Source organism: Mucilaginibacter sp., from assembly GCF_025362475.1.
GTDB lineage: Bacteria > Bacteroidota > Bacteroidia > Sphingobacteriales > Sphingobacteriaceae > Mucilaginibacter.
Map to the genome: position 1 here is coordinate 72211 of NZ_JANYGH010000063.1, position 25201 is coordinate 97411.

Consider the following 25201-nt stretch of genomic DNA (forward strand, 5'->3'; position numbering starts at 1 on the left):
AAATATGCAATCAACAATCAATTATATTAAAACACAAAAGACAATGAAAAATTTAATAACAGGTATTCTTTCTTCACTTATTTTAATTTCTGTTTCCTTACCCGGATTTGCGCAAACAAACCAAAAGGTGGCAGATCAGATTACAGGCTTATACTGGTCGCCTGAAAAAGATGCTAAAATTGAAATTTATAAGAAAGGTGAGCAATATTTCGGGAAATCCATTTGGGTAGCCCAGCCCCGGAAAGACAGTAAGAATCCAAACGAAGCTTTAAAAACGAGAAACGTGTTAGGAATAGAATTGCTGACCGGCTTCTCCTTCAAAGACGGGGCTTATACTTCAGGAAGGATTTATGATCCTGAAAGCGGTAAGACTTACGACTGCAAAATGAGCTTAAACGGAGATATGCTGAAAGTACGCGGATACGTTGGTATCTCCCTGTTTGGACGCACGGAATTTTTTCAACGCATTAAATAATTAAAAACATCAAGTCATGATCGCATTAATCATTGGCATTTCTTTGGGCCTTGTAGTTATTTTAACTATTAACATTTTGAAACATTTGGATAAAGAACTCATCTATGGACTCATCCTGTCAGGAATCGGCTTCCTTTATGTTGGGTTTACCTGGAGTACTGTAGCTTCGCTGATCATTACTGCTGTGCAGGCCATCCTGTTTCTTTTTATTGCCTATTATGGAGTAAAAAAAAGCTTGACCATTTTAGCAGCAGGTTATTTCCTGCACGGCATCTGGGACCTCGTTTTTGGTATGTTCCCTTACTCCAGTTTAATTCCACCTCACTATGATCTGTTTTGCTTATCCATTGATTTTACAATTGGTTTTTATTTGATTGTTTTAAGATATCGAAATGCAAAATCAGTTCCTTTGTAATAAAATAATTTCTATAAAGCTATCTGTCTGTATCCGACAGGTAAATGGCCTTATCGGCAACCCACTTATGTATTACCTTTATGAAAATTGCTTTTAAAAATCATGAGAAAAATTGCTTTTATTATTCCCCCAACTGTTGAACTGCTGGACCTGGCCGGGCCCGTGCAGGTTTTTACCGAAGCTAAATTTTATGGTTTTGAGATAGAAATGGAATTTTATACCTACCAGGACAATCCTGTATCAACTTCTGGCCTGGGATTTGGAAAGCTGAGGCATTTTACTGAAGCTTTATTACAGGAGGGGGATTTTGTTTTTGTACCCGGTATGGATTTTGAATATGTTAATAGCATTGCGTTTGGGGCAGAACGGGCATTTTTCAAATGGTTAAAAGAGTGCTCAGACATGCATGTAACTGTTTGTTCTATTTGCAACGGCGCTTTTGCTTTGGGCAAAGCTGGTTTATTAAAGGATACCGAATGTACCACGCATTGGAGGAGGGTAAAGGAATTACAATTACAATTTCCACAGGCAAAAGTTGTAAATGATATTTTGTATATAAAAAGCAATAACGTATACACCAGTGCCGGAATAAGTGCCGGCATTGACCTGGCCTTAGCTATTCTTGAAGATTTTAAAGGCCCGCTTTTTACTCATAAAGTAGCAAGGGGATTGGTGGTTTATCACCGCAGAAGTGGCAAGCATAAACAACAAAGCATTTACCTGGATTACCGCAACCATATCAACCCGCTGGTGCATGAGGTACAGGATTATTTGATTGATCATCTATCCGCAGAAAATAACATAGAAACACTTGCATCGCTGGTTAATATGAGCCCAAGAAACCTGAGCAGGGTTTTTAAAGAAAAAACAGGGTCTACTATATTGGAATACCATACGCTTTTGCGAAAAGAATATGCTAACACCATGCTTAACAATCCCGAATATACCATTGAATATATCGCTGCCAAATGTGGATTTAAAACAGCCAGGCAGTTACAGAGGATCTTAAAAAATTGAGCGTCGGTATATAACTGGCAGGTGCCAATTATGTTAAATCTAATATACTAAAATAAACTTTTTTGTTCCAATTCAACGCCTGACAATTCTTGTTGGTAAACGCGGATCATGGCAATAAGCTCCTGGCCATACTGTGTTGATTTTTGTTGCCCTACTCCTTTAATTGTTCCAAGTGCTTTAAGTGTAGCCGGGAGTTTTTCGGCTATTGAGGCCATCGTCTTCTCGGAGATTACCATATTCGGCATGATGTTGTTTTTTTGAGCTTCTGAATCCCGCCATACGAGCAGCTGATTAAAAAGCTTTTCGTTTGGTTTGGCGTTCAGGGCCCTGACGTATGATTGGGACTGATCAGCAACTGCGCCGGCATGTGCGTCCTTTTTCACTTTAAGGTAAGTAATAATATTAAATTCTTCTTTAGAAAAATGTTCCATTAAAGTAATTTTTGTCATGATCCATTGAATCAGCTGGTCTGCCTTGGCTGCCTTTTCTTTAATAGCACCCGGTTGATTAATGTAGGAGGGGAGCTGGGTATGAAGGCTCTCGGTAGTCAGTGTTAATTTTGCCAGGAAGTATTCTGCAGCTTTCTGTACACGTTCAGCATTGTGGGCTGATATTTGCCGTACAAATTTTCTGGATACGTCTATAATATCTTCCTGAAAACCTGGGATAAGGTCCTTGAAATTTCCAATCCTGTTTTGAAGGCCGCCGAAATCAAACATCTCTGTCAGCAGGAATTGCCGGTACAACTCCCTGTCGCCTATCAATCGCTCCTGGTTGGGTTTAATGAGTTTGGCCTGCTCATTAAAATGTACGATGGCCGGATCGCCGATAATATTATGTGGAGATATGGGGTTGCGGAGCACCATCCCAGCAAGGCTTCGGCAACGGCTAAGAGCCACATAAGCCTGGCCGTGGGCAAAAGCTTCACTTATATCAATAATAGCTTTATCAAAACTCAGGCCCTGGCTTTTATGTATGGTGATAGACCAGGCCAGCTTTAAAGGGATCTGGGCAAAGCTGCCTGCGTTGCTTTCATTAATCTGTTCTCCTTCCAACTGGTACTTGATGTTTGTCCATTCCAATGCCTGTACCGCTATTTCCCGGCTTTCATGACCGCACTGCACAAATACCGTGTCGGTTTCTATTTGTGTAATGGTCCCTATTTTTCCATTATAAAAAAGCTTTTCTGCAGAGCTGTCATTTTTGACAAACATAACCTGTGCCCCGATCTTGAGTTTCAAGATAGTTTCCGTTGGATAAGCATCCTTGGGGAACTCTCCGCGGATTGTAGCCTTGAATTCAAATTCTTCTCCCGGTAACGCTTCAACAAATTCGTTATTAACCTGCTGAGCGATCCCGTTATGCGTGGTGAGCGTAATATAGGGGTCTTCTGCTGTTGGGCGGAAATCTGGCTGGTACCGCGCGTTCAAAAGCTCCAGGTTCTCGGGGCTGATAGTTTGGTTTCTAACCTCGTTTAAAATATCAACAAATGCCTGTTCCTTTTGCCTGAATACATGATCCAGTTCGATGCGGACATAGGGCGTTTTTTGCAACACCAGGCTACTAAAAAAATAGGGGGTTGAATAGTAAAGGCCCAGCAGTATCCACTCCTCGTCCCTGATAATTGGGCTCAGCTGCGAAAGGTCTCCAATGAGCAGGAGTTGAACACCACCGAAAGGATAAGCGGATTCTTTTACATTGCGCAACACCAGGTCAATATGATCCAATACATCTGGCCGCACCATACTTACCTCGTCGATGATTAGTAGTTCCAGGTTAAATAATAGTTCTTTTTTCTCCGGGCTATAATGCAACTCCGGCCGGGAAGTTCTTGATGGGATGATTGGCCCAAAAGGGATTTGGAAAAAAGAATGGATGGTCATACCACCCGCGTTGATAGCCGCCACACCGGTAGGGGCTACAACAGCCATTTTCTTTTTTGAGTTTTGCCTGATATATTGAAGGAGGGTTGTTTTACCTGTGCCAGCTTTGCCTGTAAGAAAAACAACCGTATTGGTGGATTCCACATAATCCAAAGCCAAAGTCATCACCGGGTTAATTGTATCCATCTTTTCTGTTGCAATTTTAGCATAAAATTTGTTTGTGGCATTTCATGCAACTTAAAATTTCTTCCTACATGGAAGTCTTTTTTTTTTGTGAAAGTTCGTTTGCCGGTGTTTGTTTTTCCCGCAAGGGATTAGACCGAATGCAAATTAATGCTAAAATTATTAGTTTTTTAATTCTTTATTAAAAAAATACTGTGATTCTTTTAACGGGAGCAAAGAATTGACTTCGGATACGGAACAGTTGAACTTTTTGCAAAATCAAGGCGACGCAAAAGTTTAATTGCCGTGATAAAGGGGCATCTGTTTCGGTTTCAGGATATGGAATTACATAAATTAGTCAAAGATGATGCGATACGGAATATGACGGCACCTTCAATACGATAAGTGTTGAAGGTGCCATTACAATTCCGTTGATTATACATGCCAGCTTTACCTTGGAGGTATGCTACGATTCTGAGAAATTTGCTTTATAACAGCATTTTAAAAAGAATGTGATCTTATAGGCTCGAGGCAATAAATTCTACTGGTTCAATAGGCTCACAAATCCTGGATGTGAAAATGTAATCAGCTATTGTTTTTTGACTTTTATAGCATTCAATCCTTTTTGTCCCTGTTCGGTTTCAAAGGTTACTTTGTCATTTTCCTGGATAGCTTCTGATAACCCATTGGCGTGCACAAAAATACTTTCCTGGCTTAGCAAGTCCTTAATAAAACCGTAACCTTTTGATTCGTTATAAAAAGCGACAACACCTTTTCTAACAGGATCGGCAGGGGCAAGATGTTCTTGCTTGGGAACCGCGATCTGGATATCTTCTATGACGATTTTTTTCCGTTTTGTCGGATCAGGTGGAGTGGAAGTAATATTTCCATTTTCGTCTATATAGGCCATCATGTCCTCCAGGCTCTTGCCCTTGTCAGAATTGGCCTTTCTATCTTCCGCTTTATCTTTTTTGTCAAGCTGTTTTTTAAATTTTTTCTTTTCTCTTTCCTTCTTACTAAAGGTTTCTACAGATCTACCCATAGTTCAATATACGAAAAAATTCTCAGATAAACGATACCAGAAATATAAATAGCTGAAATATTTTTAATTCAATTGAGTTTTGGATCATTTTAAGCCATAAGAGTAGGCAAGTTTCAACTAACTTTTCTGCTGCCACAAATTATACGAATGACGCATTGGGGTTAGGGAATTTTATGAGTGTATTGAAATTTTGGTGTGGGTTTTGTATTTATAATCTATTGATTTATAAATATATATGAATTTTATGTATGGAAAACGAACGATTTGTACGCTGTTTTTAAAGTGCTTATTTTTAAATGTTTTACAAAGGTTATAATCATTTGCTTTACTCTTCACAAAAGCATTTTTATATCCACTATTTTTTTCATCCAAAATTTATTTAATTAAAAATAAGCCGGACTTTTTAATATTTCTTTGTCTTATTGTACCGAATTGAACAGCCTCACAAGCTGTGTGGCGCCGATATTTATTCGATTTCATTGGGATAAGAATCCTCTATTTTTTTAAACCTACTGGCAAATCATAGGAATAGGATGACAATAGAATAGTATTTAATCCGCTATATTTATCAAATGGAATCAAAATTATTCTCTTACAAAGTTGAAGGTATAGTGCTCGAACCTCTTAACGACCAGATCAAACTAAGCCCTGTTTTTGATCGGAAAGAACTGATGGAAAAAATAAAGGAAATTTTTATAGGAGATGGTTTTAAGCCTGATGAGCACAGTCTCGAATTTAAGATTGAAGGGGGGCAGCTTTTTATTCAGGGTCTTGCTGTTAAAAAGCAGGAAAACAAATCTATTGGATTCATGACCAGTACCTAATTTCGCTTATTGATGAAAATTAAAGTATTTACGACCCCAATTGATTAACTAAAATTTTGACTGATTTTTTAGGATAATAAATGGAGTATGGGTATTCCAATCGGGCTTAATACCGTCCTCATTAATAAAACCTAAAGAGAAATTACCCAAAACAATATCGGGCTTACCATCTGCATTATAATCATTAACATCCATGCAAATCCAGCGCCCTTCTTTTGCTATCGGCAGATTGTGCGGGATAAAATGCATAAACCTATCCTGTACAAAGTAAGTAAAGCCTTCGGCCGGGTGTTTTTTAAGGTCAGGAAAAAATGCGATCAAAGCTATATCCAGTTTGCCATCGCCATTAAAGTCAGTTGCAATGGCTTTAGTGGCACCGTTTACAGGATAAAAATAAGCTTGTTTGAATTTTAAATTACCCTGATTCAGAAAAATATACACGCCATGATATGGCTTCAAAACCCTTGAATAATCGCTGTTATCTCCACTGGTGTATAAAATATCCGGTTTACCATCGTTATTAAAATCTACCAGCTGGAAACTGCTTGAGCCATACATGGGCGGAAACCGTAATACGTTTTTTGTTGAAAAGCCCCCTTTATGATCATTTAAAAACAGCCACACGCCTTCATCGGCCTGGGCAAATAAACAAGCGATATCCGGCCAGCCATCATGGTTAAAATCACCGGTAACAGCGTGCTCAGCACCAGGGATTGTGCTTATGATGTGTTTCTCAAATTTTTTGCATGGTAATTGTTTGTACCAGTATAAGCCGCCAAAATTATGGCCAAAACCGCAAACCACCCAATCTGTTAAACCATCTTTATTGATATCAACAGCTAATGATTGAACGGGCCTTGGTAATTTATCGGCAATTAATGACGTAGCCACACCACCTTTGTTAAAATCTATTTCGCTTACAGAACCATTGGTAATATCAACCGCATCCATGGAGCCTATAAAGGTAAATATGTTGTTTCTGTTACCTTTATCATCCTTGTAGAACTGCACGTCAACTGCGGGCGAATTATATTTATCAGTACCCAAAAGCTTTAACTTATCCGACCATTGAAAAATACTGTTACTCATCCGGTCACTGGTATATAGTCGATGCTCAAGCGTATCAAAAGCCACCATTGTGGTGGTAGCCACAGAAACACTGCTGGCAGGCTTAATTAAACTAAAAACGCCCCAATCATTTACCGGAGTAACAGGCGCTTTGGCGGGTTTAAGTGTTTTTGGAGATGTTGACGTATAATAGTCAACAATTTTTAACCAATCATCATAAGAAACCGGTGAATTTGCCGATGGGTTATTAACGTATTGATCTCCTGCATAAACCTGTATTCCTAAACGCGGAGCCATTGCAGGCAATACATGTTTTGCCCAGGTTTCTTTATCCAATAATGCGGGATCAGGATATTGGTGGCAGCTTTTGCAATATTTTAAAGAGAGTGCTCTGCCATCGGTTTTAGCAATTTCTTTTTCGGGACCATTGCAGTTGATGGAGATAAAGCAAACGGCACTTGTAAATACTAACAAGGTTAATGTTAAAATATGATGCTTTTTTAACCTCATAATGGATATTCGATTTCTTGTAAGCTAAGTTTTAATTTGATATTTCATTATACAAAAAGAGGCAGCAAAAGCCGCCTCCTTTTATATAAATAATGACAAGGTTTAGTACTAATAACCCGGATTTTGTTTCAAGGCAGAAGATTTTCCTGTTGATTCAAGATCTATCTGTGGTTGAGGAATAGGGTATATCTCGTTTTTGCTTGTAGTAAAATGCGCACCGGCAACATCGGTTATGGTTTTGCCATCAAAGCCAAAATAAGTGGCTAAAGATTGTTGAGCAGTTCCCCAGCGTACGATATCAAAAAACCGGTGGCCTTCCATGCCTAACTCAAGCTTACGCTCAAAGTAAATAGCTTTTAACGCTAAATCTTTGCCTGTAAAATAACCGGCCGGATATGGGCTTATCACATAATTAGCCGCCGGCGTGGTGGTATATCCCCCGGTTGGGTTACCGGCATCTTTGTATGTATATACAAAACCTGTTGGTTTTGCGGCCCTTGCACGAACCATATTTACATAGGATAGGCCTAAATCGCCGGTACCTAATTGTGCTTTTGCTTCAGCAGCCATTAACAAAACATCAGCGAAGCGTATAACGTTAACCTGGTTGGCATTCCCTGGTGCCCATGTATGGCTATCAGCATAAGTTCCCTTTGATGCCTGGTAGTAAACATTCTTTTTAGGGGAGTAGGGGCCTGCCGAACTTTGTTCACGAATCCAGTTTGTACCCGGGTGATTACCCCAATCAAGATAAGGAATTCCACGACGGCCAACAGTCCAATCTAAACGGGGGTCTACGTTGCCGGCATCAAGTGTAAAAGGTTTATCAGATGCAATATTCATATCGGTAACAATGGGATGAGAGTTATAATCATCCAGATAAGGCAAACCTGCTGCATCAGTACGGAATGAGTTTGCCAGATCTAAAGTTGGCTGGAAGAAACCGCAACAGCCGAAGGGACTATTGTAGGGGTAATTTAGCATATCGCCGTTGTTGGCTTCGCTAATAGTTCCGGTGCCATCATTTGCCGCCTGCTGAATAGCGAAAACGGTTTCTTTGTTGTTTTTAGTGGCCGCGTTAAAATTATCTTCGTAGTTATCTGTTAAACCATAAACAAGCCCTGCTGAGTTTGTTCCGCTGGCAATAACTTCGGTGAATGTTTTGTCGGCGTTGGTATAATCTTTTTGATAAAGATAGGTTTTGGCAAGATATGCACCGGCTGCCCATTTGTTAACCCTGCCAACCTGGGTTTGGGTTGCAGGTAAGTTTGCATAGGCAAACGCAAAATCGGCGACAATTTTAGGCCAGATATCGGTTGTGTTTGGCTGTACAAAATTGGTTGTTGTTTCATCAATATAAGGTACATTTCCAAACATCTTTTTTAGGTCGAAATAGTAATGTCCCCTTAAAAACCTGGCCTGTCCAATTATATTTGCTTTGGCGGCATCAGTTAAGCCTGCAACAGCATTTACGGCTTTAAGTACGTTATTAGCCCTGGTTACACCTTCATAATCAGCTTTCCATTTGCTGTTTAAAAAGCCATTACTGGCATCAACCGTAAATGTTGCTATGGAATTTATGGCAGGCTGATCAATACCTGAACTGCCTTTATGTGCGTCGCCACCGGCTACACTGCCATATATCCAATTGTCGGGCGAGGTTTCCCAGGGTCCGCCACCGCCAAAAGCTGCGTTAGTACCCTGTTGACCATCAAGCGCCGAATAGGCGCCAATTAAAAGACCATCCACACCGGCTGCTGTAGTAATTTGAGTAGTGCTTAGTGCACCCAAAGCGGGTTGATTAAGGGATGACTTTTTGCATGAACTTTGAACTATACCAGCTACAATGAATGCAAACACTGATAAACGTTTTATATTTTTCATAATTTCTTTAATTAAAATTTAGCTTGTACACCTAATAAATAAGTACGGTTTGGCGAGTAGTTACCACGATCAACACCAAAGTTTGTGCTGCTGTTGGTGTTGCTGGTTGTGCCACCACCTACAATCTCAGGATCAACTCCCGAATACTTAGTTATCGTAATTAAATTTGCTCCTGATAAATAAACCCTGAACCTATCAATACCTATTGATTTTAATAGTTTAGGATCAAAGGCGTAGCCTACCTGTAAGTTTTTCAAACGCAGGTATGATCCGTTTTCAACATAGAATGAGTTTGGTACTGTGTTGGTACTGAATGAACCATCAATTTCCTGAATTGGGGCTTTGGCATCCATGTGTGTAGGTGTCCATGAATCATATAAAGCTGTCTTGCTTTTTGCACCTGCAAAGTTTGCATAAAAATCTGTCCACCACCTTACGTCATTCCATATCTTATTTCCGTATGAACCATACCAGAACATGTTTAGATCGAAGTTTTTATAAGAAAAATCAAGGTTTAAACCACCCGTAAATTTAGGGTTCGGGTTGCCAAGCAGTGTACGATCACTGGCATCAACTTTTCCATCACCGTTGATATCGGCATATCTGAAACGACCAACCGCTGCATCAGTCTGGTAAACACCTCCCGCTTTTGCGTTGGCAGCATCAATCTCTGCCTGAGAATTCCAGAAGCCAGCTGTTTTGTAGCCAAAGAAACCACCTACAGGCCCACCTACCTGGTTCCGGATTATTGAACTACCGTTAAAACGACCAGAGTTTTCATCAAAGTAAGGCTGGCCTACGGTAACCGCTTTAATTACGTTGTGGTAAGTAGTAAAGGTTAATGAAGCATTCATTTTTAAATCATGACTAAAGGTTTGATGAGTACCAATAGTGACATCCAAACCCGTATTACTCATGGCACCCACGTTGCTATAAGGTGCGGTGGCCGAACCTGCAGTACCCGGAAGATTTGGGTTGAACAATAAACCGGTTATGTCCTTTTTGTAATAATCTGCAGAGATATCCAATTTTTGATTAAAGAAGGAACCATCAAAACCAATATTTAAGTTTTTATCAAGCTCCCACTTAGCATCGGGGTTACCAATTCGGCTCTGCGTAAAGCCAGCAGTTGTACTGGTTGATGTGCCAGCTATATCATAGTAAGAGTTGGTTTTGCTTGCACCGAATGTAGTAAATGCGTTAGAAGGATCTACGTTGATTTGGTTACCCATTACACCATAACCGCCCCTGATCTTTAAATCGTTGATCCAGTTTACGCCTTTAAGAAAGCTTTCTTGGGATATGCGCCAGCCGGCACTTACTGCAGGGAACCAACCGTATTGATTTGTTAAAAACCTGGATGAACCATCGCGACGAATGGTCGCATTTAAAAGGTACTTATCGTTAAATGTATAATCTAAACGGGCTATCAATGATTGTATCTTATCCCGTTCAATAGTACTGTATGCGGTTGGTACACCTGTACCGGTTGATATGGTTGTGTAATTTTTATCAAATGTGAAATAGCCGGTGTTTGTAGCTCCTAACGTTTCATACCTGTTTTTGTAGTTCTCTGTACCTACCAATAATTTAACATCGTGTTTACCTATGGTTTGGTGATAGGTTAAAGTGTTTGTCCAGGTGTAATTATATCCATTGTATGAATTCTCGGCGTAGGAATTGGTCGTATTGTTTTCTGAGTTTTCATATTCAGGGAACGTAAAGTTATGGTTGTAATCAGAATAATATTCACCACCAAACTGCGTGCGCAGGGTAAAGTATTTCAATAAGTCCACTTCGGCAAAAACATTACCAAATAACCTGTTATAGGCTCCATAATTATTAGCAGTGCGCTGTTGTATGGCTACAGGGTTCCTGGCATTACCAAGGTTTGCGGTATTTGAACCGGCATAATTACCCATAATGTCATACACAGGGATAATAGGTTGTTCGCGGAAAGCCATACCAATTCCAGAACCCTCATCATTTTAATTAATCAGCGGATTTTCTGTTATGGAATAGGATAAGTTTTCGCCTACACGAATATGTTTGGATACTTTAAAGCTGGTATTTGCCCTTACGGTGTAACGTTTATCATAAGTATCAATTAAAGTACCTTTTTGATTGTAGTAGTTCAAAGAAAACAAATAAGTTGCCACGTCAGAACTGCCGCTTAAAGCCACGTTATGGCTTTGGATGGGCGCCGTTTTAAATATCTCATGATACCAGTCTGTACCTGCTTTGTTTGATTTGGTAATACGGTAAAAGCCTGATGGATCTCCTGATGTATAAAATGGGTTAACATTGTATTTTGAAGGATCAACCGCAGGGTCGCCGTCATGAATGCCGTAAGGACCGGCACCGCCGGCGCTAATATAGTCTGGTAATACATCACCTTTAGGACCATATAAATTACTGGTTAGGTCAACCGGGATTCCTTTTAAAGCAGCGGTGTTTTTAATAGCTAAGTTTCTTAAACTTGTCATTTCCTGCGGATCTAGCAGGTTAAATACGTTGCCACCTTTGGGTACCTGGGTACCATAATAAGCATCATAAGAAACACTAACCTTGCCAGTACCTTTTTTGGTGGTAATAACAATTACACCATTTGCGGCACGTGCACCATAAATTGATGCAGAACTGGCATCTTTTAACACCTGCATACTTGCCACATCATTAGGGTTAATATCACTTACATTGGTTGTTGGCACGCCATCAACCACATATAATGGCTGGTTGTTTCCAAAAGTGTTGGCACCACGGATTTTCACCGATGGATTTTCACCCGGCTGACCAGATGCTATTACGGTAACACCCGCAGCCTGGCCTTGCAATTGGTTTTCAACAGACGAGGTAGGCTGCCTGTTGGCTGCGGCCACATCTATCACAGCAACAGCACCTACCAGGTCCTTTTTGCGTTGGCTACCATAGCCGGTTACTACCACCTCATTTAGGGAGTTGGTACCGGCAATTAAGGTGATCCTTAAATTCGCGTCGGTACCCACAGCAACTTCCTGGGTTTGGTAGCCGATATAGGAAATTACCAGGGTGTTTCCCGGACTTAAACTAATCGTAAATTCGCCATTAACATCGGTTACAGCACCGGTAGAAGCACCTTTAACACGTACAGACGCGCCAATAACGGGTAATTTATCATCGCTGCCGATAACTTTACCTTTGTACTTTGTTTGTGCTGTAACTACCATTGAAGAAACTAAGCAGCATAACAGCACGCCAAAGCATCTTCCTTTAAGGAGTAGACTTTTAAACATAGGATTGAGATTTGTTGGTTATATATTTGGTTTATTATTAAATGCAAACAAGTAAGGAGTTGTATTTAGTTGGTAAACAAAGCGTTCCGGATCTCATCCCGGAACGCAACCCAATATCATTTCTCAAGTGATATTGATCAACTAAATCTCAAATGACATGTTTATAATCATCTAAGCTCTTTTAATACATGGCGTTATTTGTCAACGCACTTGTATTGTTAATTCCTTGATCAGATTATTAAAAAGCGTATGAAATGCTCCTGTTAACAACAATTAATTCTTTAATAAAAGCCTTATGAATCTTAAGGCTTAACTGCTTATACCTGGTTTATTATAATTGAATACAAATAATCAAATAATAGATTTATCGATTTTAATATATCGACAAAGCATAGGGTGCGTGAGACAAACAGCCGGAGATATACGACAAAGAAAATTTTGAGTTTTGTATAAAGATTTAGGGAGACTTTAACGGGATGTAATATATTAGTGCGTGTTTTCAAAAAGACATAATAAACCAATTGTAAGCCAATTTATCGCTTGAAATCACCGCGTCAACTTATAAAAAGATGACATGGTGGTAATGTGGTATTGAAATTCCTGTTAACTGTAAAGCAGTGTTGTAAGTGAAAAAATGCTTTGAGGTAGGAAAGTTTGCGCAGTAGGTTTTGTGTAAAAATAATATAGCATTATAGGTATACTTTTAATTAAATCTTTTATAAATGTATTTTAGCCATGTATGAAAATAACAGGATAGTGGGGTTGAATTTGCATCATAGAAATTTCAAAATTTTAACGCATGTATGCGTTTGGTTGGTTTTGATGGCATTACCTTATATTATGCACTCCTATAGGGCAATGCCATCCAGGGCGTACACCCAGGAAGAGATCAACGATTTTTTTAAGATAGATTACATGGGGTATTTTTTTTGGATAGGCACTTTTTACTTAAATAGTGCTGTACTGATCCCAAATTTGCTATTGAAAAAAAAATACTTTTATTATTCCTTGACTTTTATTTCAATTTACGCGCTGTACCTGTTTTTTCATCACCAGATATATGTGGCCTTAGAAATAGATGTGCCTTATAACTTAATGCGCACCATTTGGTTAAGATTGCCGGCCTTTTTACTTACAATGGCAGCAAGTTTGGCATATAGCCTGAATAACAATTTACTTGAATACAAGAATAAATTGAACGAAACTGACAGGGAAAAATTAAAGACCGAACTTTCATTTCTGCGATCACAGATAAGTCCACATTTTATATTCAATATACTGAATAACATAGTTGCGCTGGTTAGGTTGAATAGTTCAGAACTTGAACCAACAGTGATGAAGCTTTCTGGTTTAATGAAATACATGCTGTACCACACGGATGAGGAGAAAGTAAATATTAAAGTAGAAGAAGAATACCTGAAAGATTATATTGATTTGCAAAAGCAACGATTTGGCCGGAAAGTTAAAGTAGAAACTACATTTAATATAAATAATGAGTATCAGCTTATTGAGCCTATGCTTTTAATCCCATTTATAGAAAATGCATTTAAACACGGTGTAAGTTCAATTGATGATGCTCATATCACGATTGAACTATTTGCAGGTGACCATTTTTTGAATTTTAATGTTAGTAATAAATACAATCCTTTTTATAAGGAGGAAAAAGATTCTTCTTCGGGCATAGGGATAGCAAACGTGAGCAGGAGAATCAATCTGTTGTATGAAAACAAACATGAGTTAACTATCAATAATAAAAACAACCTTTTTGAAGTTAATTTAATATTAAAATTGGACGCATGATAAATTGTATTGCAGTTGACGATGAACCTCTGGCTTTAAGTTTACTTACTGATAATATAAGTAAAATACCGTTTTTAAACTTACAGGCGGCATGTGATGATGGTTTTTCGGCAAGTAAGGCTTTACAAGATAGCAACGTGGATTTGATGTTTATTGATATCCAGATGCCCGGAGTTACAGGGATTCAGTTTATAAATAGCCTGATAAATAAACCGCTGATTATAATCGTATCTGCCTATAAACAATATGCTTTGGAGGGTTTTGCCTTAAATGTGGTTGATTACCTGATGAAACCTGTTCCGATGGAGCGTTTTATGATGGCTTGCAACAAAGCTAAAGAGCTTTATGAATTTAAAGAATTGAAGCAGTCTTTAATTAACCAATCAGCAGATCATACTTATCTAAACGCCGGCTATTCAGTTCTTAAAATTGTATTTGATGAAATACTATATCTGGAAGGCTTGAGGGATTATGTGAAAATATATTTTCCGGGTGATAAAAAAACAGCTATTGTAAGGCTAAGCTTTAAAAACGTAGAAAAAAACTGGCCGTCTTATTTTATGCGGGTGCATAAGTCATTTATCATCAACACCCGTAAAATTGAGGCGGTAAGTAAAACTTCCATCATCATTAACGGGAAGGAGTTACCAATTGGGGAAGCTTACCGGCAATCGGTAACAGCATTAATTGAAGCTAACAGCAAATAAATTTTAACGTGCTGGCTGGCGAAAAAAACACCCTGTAATTTCGACCTCCTTGTTTTCCATTCGTGAAATTCGTGCTTATAATTATCTTTGCCCTATAACTTTCATAATATGTTGTTTGAGCAAATGCGGCAGAAGCCGTTTTTTATACTGGGACCCTGTGTAATGGAGAACCAGGAATTGTTATACCAGGTAGCAGAAAAAGTTGCCGAAGTAGGGCAGAAATACAATGTGCCTGTAGTATTCAAGTCATCATTTGATAAAGCCAATCGTACATCTATACATTCATATCGCGGTCCGGGTATTGAAAAAGGTATGGAAATGCTTCAAAATGTGAAGGATAAATTTGGCTTGCCTGTTTTAACTGATATTCACGAGCCTTTTCAGGCAGCCATTGCTGCAGAGGTGGTTGATGTTTTGCAGATCCCTGCTTTTTTATGCCGTCAGACAGATCTGTTGGTAGCAGCAGCCGAAACCGGTAAAATTGTGAATGTAAAAAAGGCGCAGTTCCTTTCTGGCGCCGATATGTTTTATCCCGCCCAAAAGGTTCTGGAAGCAGGTAATAACCAGGTAGTACTTACCGAGCGTGGTAATATGTATGGTTACAATAACCTGGCGGTTGATTTCAGGAATATTTATGATATGAAAGCATTTGGTCACCCGGTTTGCATGGATTGTACCCATTCGGTACAACGCCCGGGCGGGGCAGGGGGCAAAACCGGCGGCGACCGTACTTTTGTGCCTATGATGGCCCTGGCTGCAAAAGCTTTTGGCGCTGATGGTTATTTTATTGAAACGCATCCCGATCCTGATAATGCATTAAGTGATGGCCCTAATATGCTTAAACTGCATGATTTAGATGGTTTGATTGCTTCATTAGTTGGTTAAGCAATGAAGGATATTGCTAAAAGAGTTTTTGATATAGAGATCGAATCGCTGCAACATGTGGCCGGTTTAATTGATGACGAGTTTACCAAAACGGTAAATGCCATATTAAGCAATACCGGGAAGCTTATTGTTATAGGCATCGGTAAATCTGGGCTTATAGGCAAAAAAATTGCAGCTACTTTAGCAAGTACAGGAACGCCTAGTTTTTTCCTTCATCCTGGCGAGGCTTTTCATGGGGATTTGGGTATGGTTAGTACCAATGATATCGTGATGCTGATCTCTTATTCGGGCGAAACTGATGAGGTGTTAAGGATCATTCCATTTTTAAAATGGAATAAAAACCTGGTTATAGGGGTAACCGGTAATCCAAATTCAACGGTAGCTAAAAATAGCGATCACCATTTAAATGTTAAAATTTCACGTGAGGCCTGTCCCCTTGAACTTGCACCAACCTCATCAACCACGGCCGCGTTGGTAATGGGCGATGCGCTTGCAATTGCTTTAATGGAATCCCGTGATTTTAAACAGCATGATTTTGCCCGTTTTCATCCCGGTGGGAGCCTGGGGCGCAAACTGCTTATAAAAGTTAAAGACCTGATGCGTACCGATAAACTGCCATTTATTGAGGAGCAGGCTTCATTTATGAATCTGTTATTAAAAATGTCAGAAGGGCGGTTGGGTATGGTTATGGTAGGGGATGCCACTTATATTAAAGGTATAGTCACCGATGGGGATCTGAGAAGGGCCCTGTTAAAGCATCCTGATATAGCAACCTTAACTGTGTTTGAAATTATGACCCAAAATCCTATTATTATAGATGAAGATGAGTTTGCAAGTCATGCAGAACAGCTTATGCTGGAAAAGAAAGTTACTACATTGCTTGTAGGTTCGGCGCAAAACAGATCAATATCTGGCGTTTACCAGATATATAACGCTTAATCCCAACAGAAGATAACTTTACCCGGTTTAGTGATGATAGTAAATACGTCGGTTCATAAACCCGTAGGGATGATCGTTCGGAATTTTAGCAAAACTGAATTGGGAGCTGCTAAATAACGATAGAAATAATTCAAATCTCATATAATATCCGAGAAGGTGTAAATAACCAACGGAGTCATGCTATAAAGAGCCGGGTTCAGCGTTTATAGCAAAATTAATTAACTTTACCCATCTATACTACCTTATAAATGTTTGAAGAGCCCCTGAGTATCCGCATTGCAATAATAGGCCTCGGTTATGTTGGTTTACCATTAGCTGTTGAGTTTGCCAAAAAATTTCCGGTTAAAGGTTTTGATATAAAGAAAGGCCGGGTTGATGAATTAAATAATGCATTTGATCGCACGCTTGAAACGGATACAGAAGTTTTAAGATCGGTTTTATCAACAGGCATTGGCAATGGTCTTATTTGTACGTCAACTGTTCAGGATATTACCGATTGCAATGTATATATCATCTCGGTACCCACACCAACAGATCTGCACAACCGTCCCGATTTGAGTTTATTGATAAAAGCAAGTGAATCTGTTGCCAACGTACTACAGCCAGGTGATGTAGTTATTTATGAATCAACAGTTTATCCTGGCGTTACCGAAGATGTGTGCGTACCGGTGCTTGAGCGGGTGTCAAAATTAAAGTATAATGTCGATTTCTTTGCCGGATACTCGCCGGAGCGAATCAATCCGGGAGATAAAATTCATACGTTAACTAATATTTTGAAGGTAACCTCTGGCTCAACGCCCGAGGCTGCGGATTTTATTGACAAGCTTTATCAAACTATTGTTCATGCTGGTACACATAAAGCCCCAAGTATAAAGGTTGCCGAGGCCTGTAAAGTAATAGAAAACTCGCAGCGCGATATCAATATTGCTTTTGTCAATGAGCTATCCAAAATATTTAATATTATGGGCATTGATACACACGCGGTTTTGGAAGCGGCAGGTACCAAATGGAACTTTCTAAATTTTAAACCCGGACTTGTGGGTGGCCATTGCACGGGCGTTGATCCTTACTATCTCGCTCAAAAAGCGCAGGAAGTTGGCTACCATCCCGAGATCATATTGGCTGGTCGGCGGCTTAATGACGGCATGGGTACTTATGTAGCCCTGGAGGTCATTAAACTAATGATTAAGAAAGATATTCAGGTTAAAAACTCAAATGTATTGGTACTTGGTTTTACATTTAAAGAAAATTGCCCGGATGTACGGAATACAAGAGTGATTGATATTGTAAAGGTTTTAAGTGAATATGAAATTTGTTATGAAATTTATGATCCCTGGGCCGATCCTTCAGAGGTTAAACACGAGTATGGCGTACAAACAATTAAGCATGTTGATGGTTTAAAGGGGGGGTATGATGCCATAATAGTTGCGGTTTCGCACAGGGAATTTTTTGAGTTAAATTATAGTCAGCTAAAGAAAACGCCTTTATCTGTTATATATGATATAAAAGGCATGCTTGATAAAGATATCGTTGACGGACGGTTATAGTATCGCCGGATTTACAAGATTAATATTCGCGTTTTACGATCATAAAGGGTTACTTAGTGCGCTAATAATTTTATATTTGATTTTGTTGAAATTTCTAAATTTTTAATTTTGTCAATCATGCCCTAACACTTTTGTAATCGTTTGTGCATTCAATTATCACATTGTTATTTATAAATAAATATGCTAATTTTAGCAGGTGTTGTATACTTCAAGAAGCTCTAATACATGATTCACAGATACGCTACTTTTATTAAAGCAGTGAACCTTACCATTGATTATATTATACTTAATATGAGCATGGTAATTTCTTACTTTATTGAGGACAGGTCATACGTTTTTTGGATTAACAACAGAAAATATTTGCCTATTGTTTTAGTTTTTAACTTGATCTGGTTATTGTCTGCCAATATCACCGGGTTGTATGAACACGTATTAAACAAAGATTCTATAAAAACTTACCGAGGTGTAATAAAAACCTACCTGTTGTTTGTGAGTTTTATCTGCTTTACTATTATAATACTCATAGGTACAAAGGCTTATTTTATTACTCGGGAGTATTTGTTTTACTCGTTGGCACTGTTCGGTTTTCTTTTAGGTTTATGGAAATTGATATTTCTTACCATTCGTAAAAGTGATAGGGCATCGCTAATTGATACCCGGGCCGTAATTATTATTGGTGGTGGCCGTATAGGAACTGATCTTTATAGCTTTTTCAAACAAAACCCTGAACGTGGTTACAGCCTGATTGGCTTTTTTGATGATGACCCCAAAACAGTTAGCGACAATCATTTATATTTAGGAGGAACAGATGATTGCATAAGCTACGTGTTAAACAATAAAGTCGACGAGATATTTTGTACACTGCCAAGCTCAGAAGCACAAACTATTGAGCGGCTTATGCTTGATGCTGATAAAAACCTCATCAGGTTTAAATTCATACCAGAGTACTATGACTATGCAAAAAAACCAACCTTTATACAAAGTTTTGGGCATATCCCGGTAATATCTGTAAGACCCGAGCCGCTCGAAAATATGCTCAACAGGTTTATAAAGCGCCTGTTTGACGTTACATTTTCGTTGTTCATTATTCTGTTTGTTTTTAGCTGGCTGTTCCCAATACTGGCTATCCTGATCAAGCTGGAATCGAGGGGACCTATATTTTTTGTACAGGAACGCTCTGGCAGGGATAATAAACCATTTAAATGCTATAAATTCCGCAGTATGCGGGTAAATAAAGATTCGGATAAGAAGCAAGCTACCCGTGGCGATGCCCGTATAACTAAAACAGGCGCTTTTATCCGTAAAACCAGTTTAGATGAACTACCTCAGTTTTTCAATGTAATACTTGGTAACATGTCTGTGGTAGGTCCACGGCCTCACATGATCAGCCACACTCAACAATATTCGCAGTTGATAGATACTTTCATGGTAAGGCACTTTCTTAAGCCTGGTATTACCGGATGGGCACAAATTAAAGGTTTAAGGGGCGAAACACAAACCACCCAGGCTATGCTTGAACGTGTGGAGGCTGATGTTTGGTACCTCGAGAACTGGTCGTTCCTGTTGGATCTGAAGATTGTATTTTTAACTTTCTGGAACGCTTTAAGGGGCGAAAAGAACGCGTTTTAATATGGCTGTGTTCCACGATCAATTAAATCGTGAAGTATATTTACCTGTCGTACCTAAAAGGATAATTTCTGTTGTTCCGTCCCAAACCGAACTTTTATTATATTTAGGGTTGGATGCTGAACTTGTTGGCATTACTAAATTCTGCATTCATCCCAAGCAAAAAGTTAAAACTATAACCAAAGTAGGGGGTACCAAGCAGCTCAATATTCCACTGATTAAATCATTACAGCCCGATCTGATAATAGCCAACAAAGAAGAAAACGAACGTAGCCAAATAGAAGAGCTCATGGATATCTGCCCGGTTTGGATAAGCGATATCTATGATCTTGATGGTGCGCTTAAGATGATCCGGGGTGTAGGCTTAATAGTCGATCGCCGGCGAGAGGCGGAAATTTTATGTAGTGAGATCAGCCTGGGTTTTAATACATTGCTTTTACCTCGTTTAAATCTTCGGGTAGCTTACCTTATCTGGCGAAAACCTTATATGGTGGCCGCCAAACAAACTTATATTGATAGCCTGTTGCAAAAGTGTGGTTTAATCAACGCTTTTGAAACAGCCAGGTACCCCGAAGTTTCGACCGATGAACTGGTAAAAGTAAACCCCGATGTGGTGTTTCTATCATCAGAACCTTACCCTTTTGCACAAAAACATATAGAAGAATTTAAACAGTTGCTGCCAAAGGCGAAAATTATTCTGGTAGATGGTGAATTGTTTTCATGGTATGGCAGCAGGTTGTTGCAAGTGCCGGAGTATCTGAAATCTTCAATGCAGATAGTTTAATCTTTAGTTTCGGCTGCAAATATTAATTGCTTTTTTAATACCCTCTTTCTCCAGGTTTGATTTGCCGGCGGCTCTAAGCAGCTATTAATCTAAGGGCATAAAGCCCGCTTTTAACCGGCTGATTTTTATACCATATTTATTGTCATTTTTTATTCGGACAAGTGTTTTTCCCTCTCAATTTCATGCGCGGAATTATAAAACGGTTTAAATTAGTACGATCATAAATTATGAACCTATTTAAAAAAAACAATATAAATAAGCTATCATGAAAATCATTATCGTGGGTGCTACCGGCACCATAGGAAAGCACGTAACAGCGGCTCTTGAAAAAGAACACCAGGTTATAAAAGTAGGCTTAAATAGCGGCGACCTGCAATTAGATATCAGCTCACCGGAAGCTATTGAGCGTTTTTATGAGCATGTTGGCCCATTTGATGCACTGGTAAGTACAACCGGAAATGGCCATTTTGGGCCTTTAGCTTCGATGAAATATGCTGATTTCATGAAAGGGATAGATAGTAAGCTCATGGGACAGGTTAACCTGGTTTTAACAGGTCAGCATTATATTAATCCTAAGGGTTCTTTTACATTAACATCTGGTATTTTAAGTGAAGATCCCATTGTTTTAGGAGCAAATTTAAGCGCCGTAAATGGAGCGCTTGATGCTTTTGTAAGATCGGCAGCAATCGAGCTTGAAAATGGTGTCCGTATCAATTCCATAAGTCCTGGCGTGGTGGAGGATTCTCCGGGGTATTTTCCATACTTTCCCGGCCATGCACCCGTGACTATGGAAAGGGTAACACAGGCTTATATCAAAAGTGTTTTGGGTGCTCAAACGGGGCAAACTTTTAAGGTATTTTGACAAAAGGAGTAGTTAAGACTATTATATATTAGTTGCAATGCTTATTGATATTTTTAGCAGTTTGCTTCTTCAAGAAACCATTACAAATAGTTATCATTACCTCATTGTAATATGTTTCTTACAAAAAGGATAATATTTTTAGTGAGATTTCATCGATATTTGACTTTGCCAGTTACACAAACTGTGTTTACACCAATTTACCTGTACTCTACAAAAAATATTATAGTTCGGCCTGATGATTGACATCAGCTGCAATTTCAAGAGCAATTAAAATCAACAACCTAAGTAATACAACTATTATGGAAAAATCACGTCGAACTTTTATCAGGCAAGTCGCAATAGTAGGGGCCGGAACATTACTCACCAAAACCGCATGGAGCGCCAAAAGCTATAAACGCATTATCGGCGCTAATGATCGGGTACGGGTTGGTGTTGTAGGGTTTTCTGACAGGCATAAAAGTTCGCATATTCCCAGTTTTATGAACCACTACAAAGAACTCAATTTTGAGGTAGTAGGTGTATCAGATATCTGGAAAAGGCGTAGAGAAGAAGGCGCTGCAGCCTGGAAAGAAAAGATGCAGAATGATGTAAAGGCTTACCGCAATAATGAAGAATTATATGATAGTAAAACGGTAGATGCGGTATTTATCAGCACTGCTGATTTTCAGCATGCCCGCCATGCTATTGAAGCAGTAAAAGCGGGATGTGATGCTTATGTGGAGAAGCCTTTTGCAGAAACTATGGAAGATAACCGCGATGCCCTTAAAGCTATAAAGGAATCGGGTAAGATAGTGCAGATAGGTTCACAGCGCAGGAGCGGAGCTAATTATCATGCGGCTAATGATTTTATCCGTTCGGGTAAATTTGGCCCCATCACCATGGTTGAATTAACCTGGAATGTTAACCAGCCCGGCCGCTGGCGCAGACCTGAGCTGTTAGGCGCATTAAAAGAAGGCGATACCGATTGGAAACGTTTTATTATGAACCGTCCGTATGAACCGTTCGACCCACGCAAATACCTGGAATTTCGTTTGTTTTGGCCATATTCATCTGGATTGGCGGGTCAATGGATGAGCCATCAGATTGATACTGTACACTGGTTTTCTGGGCTTAAACATCCGCGAAGCGTAGTTGCCAATGGGGGTATTTATATGTGGAAAGACGGCCGGAGAAACTGGGATACTATTTTGGCCGCCTTTGATTATGGACCGCTGGATGACGCTTCAACTGGTTTCCAGGTTACTTTTGGTTCGCGCATGCACAACGGAGATGAGCATCCGGCAGAGATTTATTATTCAAACGGAGGTGAATTAAACCTGATAACTAACAAAGTTTCGCCAAACGGCGGCTTAACACAAAAGATGGCTGCCGCCATGAATATGCAGGCAAACCTGCTCCCAGAGGTTAGTCTGGCAAATACCGAAAAGGTAATTGCTTCGGCCAATACAGGCGGCGATGTACTGACTTCAAACCATGTGCGTAACTGGATGGAATGTGTACGCAGTCGTAAACAGCCAAATGCGCCGGTTGAAGCAGGATACAGCCATTCTATAGCTAATATTATGACCAATGCTGCCGTTCATACCGGCTATAAAGCCACATTTGATGAGAAAACCCAGGAGGTAATGGTGAATGGTCGGATATTTAAATTTTAATAGACATTATGATAAACAGGTTCAAAAAGTTGGGGTTGGTTGTAGGATTAACAGCCCTGACTTCGGCTGTATCGGCTCAAAAAAGCGAGCCGGTAAAGATAGTGAGCTCGGTAAAAGAACATAAGGTTGATGTTTTTGTTGGCGGCAAGCTGTTTACCAGTTTTCTGTATCCTGATAGTCTTGAAAAACCGGTATTATACCCTTTGTATGCAGCTAATGGTACCGTTGTTACCCGTGGCTTTCCACTTGAACCTAAACCCGGTGACCCGACTGATCATCCGCACCATATTGGTTTATGGTTTAATTTTGAAAACTTAAACGGGCTCGACTTCTGGAACAATTCATACGCAATTCCTAAAGACAAAAAGAATTTATACGGTTGGATACGTACTGACCATATATTGAAAGCGGCCGGCGGAACTATTGGGGTATTGGCCTATCATGCAAACTGGACCAACCAGCAAAAAGAGGTTCTTTTAGAAGAAACAACAAGTTTTGAATTTAGCGGGAAAGGTAGCCAGCGTATAATTGACCGGGTTACTACCTTAAAGGCCGATGTAGATGCCGTTTTTAACGATGCCAAAGACGGCATGCTGGGTTTGCGTTTAGCGCACGAATTGCAGATGCCCACTACAGAAGATCAAAAATTTACAGATGATAAAGGTAATGTAACCATAGTTAAAGGGGGTACAGATAAATTAGCCAATGGTAATTACTTAACCAGTGCCGGTAAAACAGGTAACGATGCCTGGAGCACCCGTGGTGTATGGTGCAAGGTTTTTGGCAAAATGGGTGCCGATTCGGTAAGTATTGCTATAATAGATCATCCTGGAAATCCCAACTATCCTACATTCTGGCATGCCCGGGGATATGGCCTGTTTGCAGCCAATCCGCTTGGTGAAAAAATCTTTACCAATGGCAAATCGGCTAAAAACCTGAGCCTGAAAAAAGGAGAATCTGTAACTTTCCGGTATCGTATAATTATTAATAATGGCGAACAAACTATCGGCGCAATTCAGCTAAACGAAATTGCCAAAGATTTCGCTAAAAAATAGCGGCGAAAGACTTACGAAGTTTCTAAAACTTCGTAAGTCTGGGGTTCTGCAACTTTCAACAGATGCGAAGCAATTGACGGCTCACTAATTATTTAAAACAACTGCTAAGTTAATAGCGAAATACATAGCGTAACGCTAATCCCTGTTCCAAAACGCTGGCGGTTCAATTCCCAGAGATCGGAGGTAAACATAGCCTTGTCCGCGGTGATGGATTTCGTTATCAATCCAATAAAGAATTATATCAGATGTTATGCCTTCATATGCTCCGAAAGCCACCATTACTTCTTGAAAACGCTGTTGTGGTATCAGGGGCCAAAGTGTCTCAATTTTATAGGTGATATCATCCCATAAATTTAAAATTTCTTCTTTTGTGTTGGCGAAAGAGCCTCCTGAATGATGGCCAAGTTTTGCAACGGGCGTAGGGCTATCCTGGAAAAGATCCTGAATACCTGAATCTGCAATACTCATAATTTCCTTTACCATCATAGCAAAGGGACGCATTCCTCCAATCGAATATTCAAATAGCTTATCTTTTGGAAAAGCTTCAATTACCTGCCTCGTTAGCCGGCGATGGCCTTGCCAATGATTTAATATGGCATCAGAGGAGGTGAACCACTCCATCGCATTGCTTGTTTGCTGTGTGCTTAGATTGTTTTCCATTTTGTTTGTTTTAATTAAAAAAATGATTTCATAACAAAGAAAAGGGGGCCTGATGACAGCCCTATGTCAGCAGTGATAAAAGATATTTGAAAGGAACAGAATAAAACTGGTTGTTCGGTTCCCGGGTGG

Annotated in this window: 19 protein-coding genes and 1 pseudogene; 14 read left to right on the plus strand and 6 right to left on the minus strand. The window is 39.5% G+C overall.

The annotated features are described in order from the left end of the window. Positions 1–43 precede the first annotated feature (43 nt). From Q0R88_RS21720 to Q0R88_RS21730, 3 genes are all read left to right on the plus strand, one after another. Positions 44–475: a DUF2147 domain-containing protein gene (locus tag Q0R88_RS21720; RefSeq protein ID WP_295720369.1), complete on the plus strand. Its 432-nt coding sequence runs from the start codon at positions 44–46 to the stop codon at positions 473–475. A gap of 16 nt (positions 476–491) precedes the next feature. Next, positions 492–890, plus strand: coding sequence for a DUF6010 family protein (locus tag Q0R88_RS21725; protein WP_295720371.1), 399 nt, complete (start codon positions 492–494; stop codon positions 888–890). Between the two features lie 102 nt (positions 891–992). After that, complete coding sequence (locus Q0R88_RS21730; RefSeq protein ID WP_295720373.1) at positions 993–1907, plus strand: DJ-1/PfpI family protein; 915 nt, start codon at positions 993–995, stop codon at positions 1905–1907. 47 nt (positions 1908–1954) lie between these two features. Here the strand turns inward: Q0R88_RS21730 and Q0R88_RS21735 are convergent, their stop codons facing one another. Together Q0R88_RS21735 and Q0R88_RS21740 are read right to left on the minus strand one after the other, a co-directional pair. Then, the gene (locus Q0R88_RS21735; RefSeq protein ID WP_295720376.1) at positions 1955–3976 is read right to left on the minus strand and encodes an HRDC domain-containing protein; all 2022 of its coding nucleotides are present in this window, start codon (positions 3974–3976) and stop codon (positions 1955–1957) included. 565 nt (positions 3977–4541) lie between these two features. Continuing rightward, the gene (locus tag Q0R88_RS21740) at positions 4542–4994 is read right to left on the minus strand and encodes a cold shock domain-containing protein (RefSeq protein WP_295720378.1); all 453 of its coding nucleotides are present in this window, start codon (positions 4992–4994) and stop codon (positions 4542–4544) included. Between the two features lie 572 nt (positions 4995–5566). Between Q0R88_RS21740 and Q0R88_RS21745 the strand changes: the two genes are divergently transcribed. Beyond that, positions 5567–5818 (plus strand): hypothetical protein, encoded by a 252-nt coding sequence (locus Q0R88_RS21745; RefSeq protein ID WP_295720380.1) that lies wholly within the window; start codon positions 5567–5569, stop codon positions 5816–5818. Between the two features lie 48 nt (positions 5819–5866). Here Q0R88_RS21745 and Q0R88_RS21750 read toward each other — a convergent pair whose 3' ends face one another. From Q0R88_RS21750 to Q0R88_RS21760, 3 genes and pseudogenes are all read right to left on the minus strand, one after another. Then, complete coding sequence (locus Q0R88_RS21750; protein ID WP_295720382.1) at positions 5867–7396, minus strand: VCBS repeat-containing protein; 1530 nt, start codon at positions 7394–7396, stop codon at positions 5867–5869. A 108-nt stretch (positions 7397–7504) separates the two neighbouring features. Then, on the minus strand, positions 7505–9280 hold the full coding sequence (locus Q0R88_RS21755) for a RagB/SusD family nutrient uptake outer membrane protein (protein WP_295720385.1): 1776 nt from the start codon (positions 9278–9280) through the stop codon (positions 7505–7507). 11 nt (positions 9281–9291) lie between these two features. Next, positions 9292–12552: pseudogene (locus Q0R88_RS21760) on the minus strand (TonB-dependent receptor). 840 nt (positions 12553–13392) lie between these two features. Here Q0R88_RS21760 and Q0R88_RS21765 point away from each other — a divergent pair. From Q0R88_RS21765 to Q0R88_RS21810, 10 genes are all read left to right on the plus strand, one after another. After that, the gene (locus Q0R88_RS21765; RefSeq protein WP_295720387.1) at positions 13393–14352 is read left to right on the plus strand and encodes a histidine kinase; all 960 of its coding nucleotides are present in this window, start codon (positions 13393–13395) and stop codon (positions 14350–14352) included. Then, positions 14349–15059: a LytTR family DNA-binding domain-containing protein gene (locus Q0R88_RS21770; RefSeq protein ID WP_295720390.1), complete on the plus strand. Its 711-nt coding sequence runs from the start codon at positions 14349–14351 to the stop codon at positions 15057–15059. The genes Q0R88_RS21765 and Q0R88_RS21770 overlap by 4 nt, the downstream gene beginning before the upstream one ends. A gap of 108 nt (positions 15060–15167) precedes the next feature. Next, complete coding sequence (gene kdsA, locus Q0R88_RS21775) at positions 15168–15944, plus strand: 3-deoxy-8-phosphooctulonate synthase (protein ID WP_295720393.1); 777 nt, start codon at positions 15168–15170, stop codon at positions 15942–15944. 3 nt (positions 15945–15947) lie between these two features. After that, the gene (locus Q0R88_RS21780) at positions 15948–16883 is read left to right on the plus strand and encodes a KpsF/GutQ family sugar-phosphate isomerase (protein WP_295720395.1); all 936 of its coding nucleotides are present in this window, start codon (positions 15948–15950) and stop codon (positions 16881–16883) included. Between the two features lie 248 nt (positions 16884–17131). Next, entirely contained in the window at positions 17132–18430 is a 1299-nt protein-coding gene (locus Q0R88_RS21785) for a nucleotide sugar dehydrogenase (protein WP_295720398.1), read from the plus strand. Between the two features lie 225 nt (positions 18431–18655). Next, entirely contained in the window at positions 18656–20059 is a 1404-nt protein-coding gene (locus Q0R88_RS21790; protein ID WP_295720401.1) for an undecaprenyl-phosphate glucose phosphotransferase, read from the plus strand. A 1-nt stretch (position 20060) separates the two neighbouring features. Continuing rightward, positions 20061–20840, plus strand: coding sequence for a helical backbone metal receptor (locus Q0R88_RS21795; protein ID WP_295720403.1), 780 nt, complete (start codon positions 20061–20063; stop codon positions 20838–20840). Positions 20841–21105: 265 nt separating this feature from the next. Beyond that, positions 21106–21702 (plus strand): short chain dehydrogenase, encoded by a 597-nt coding sequence (locus tag Q0R88_RS21800; RefSeq protein ID WP_295720406.1) that lies wholly within the window; start codon positions 21106–21108, stop codon positions 21700–21702. Positions 21703–22001: 299 nt separating this feature from the next. After that, positions 22002–23357, plus strand: a complete 1356-nt coding sequence (locus Q0R88_RS21805) for a Gfo/Idh/MocA family oxidoreductase (RefSeq protein WP_295720408.1) — start codon at positions 22002–22004, stop codon at positions 23355–23357. 8 nt (positions 23358–23365) lie between these two features. Further along, positions 23366–24412, plus strand: a complete 1047-nt coding sequence (locus Q0R88_RS21810) for a PmoA family protein (protein ID WP_295720409.1) — start codon at positions 23366–23368, stop codon at positions 24410–24412. A 135-nt stretch (positions 24413–24547) separates the two neighbouring features. Here the strand turns inward: Q0R88_RS21810 and Q0R88_RS21815 are convergent, their stop codons facing one another. Further along, positions 24548–25072 (minus strand): DinB family protein, encoded by a 525-nt coding sequence (locus tag Q0R88_RS21815; RefSeq protein ID WP_295720413.1) that lies wholly within the window; start codon positions 25070–25072, stop codon positions 24548–24550. Positions 25073–25201: the final 129 nt, after the last annotated feature.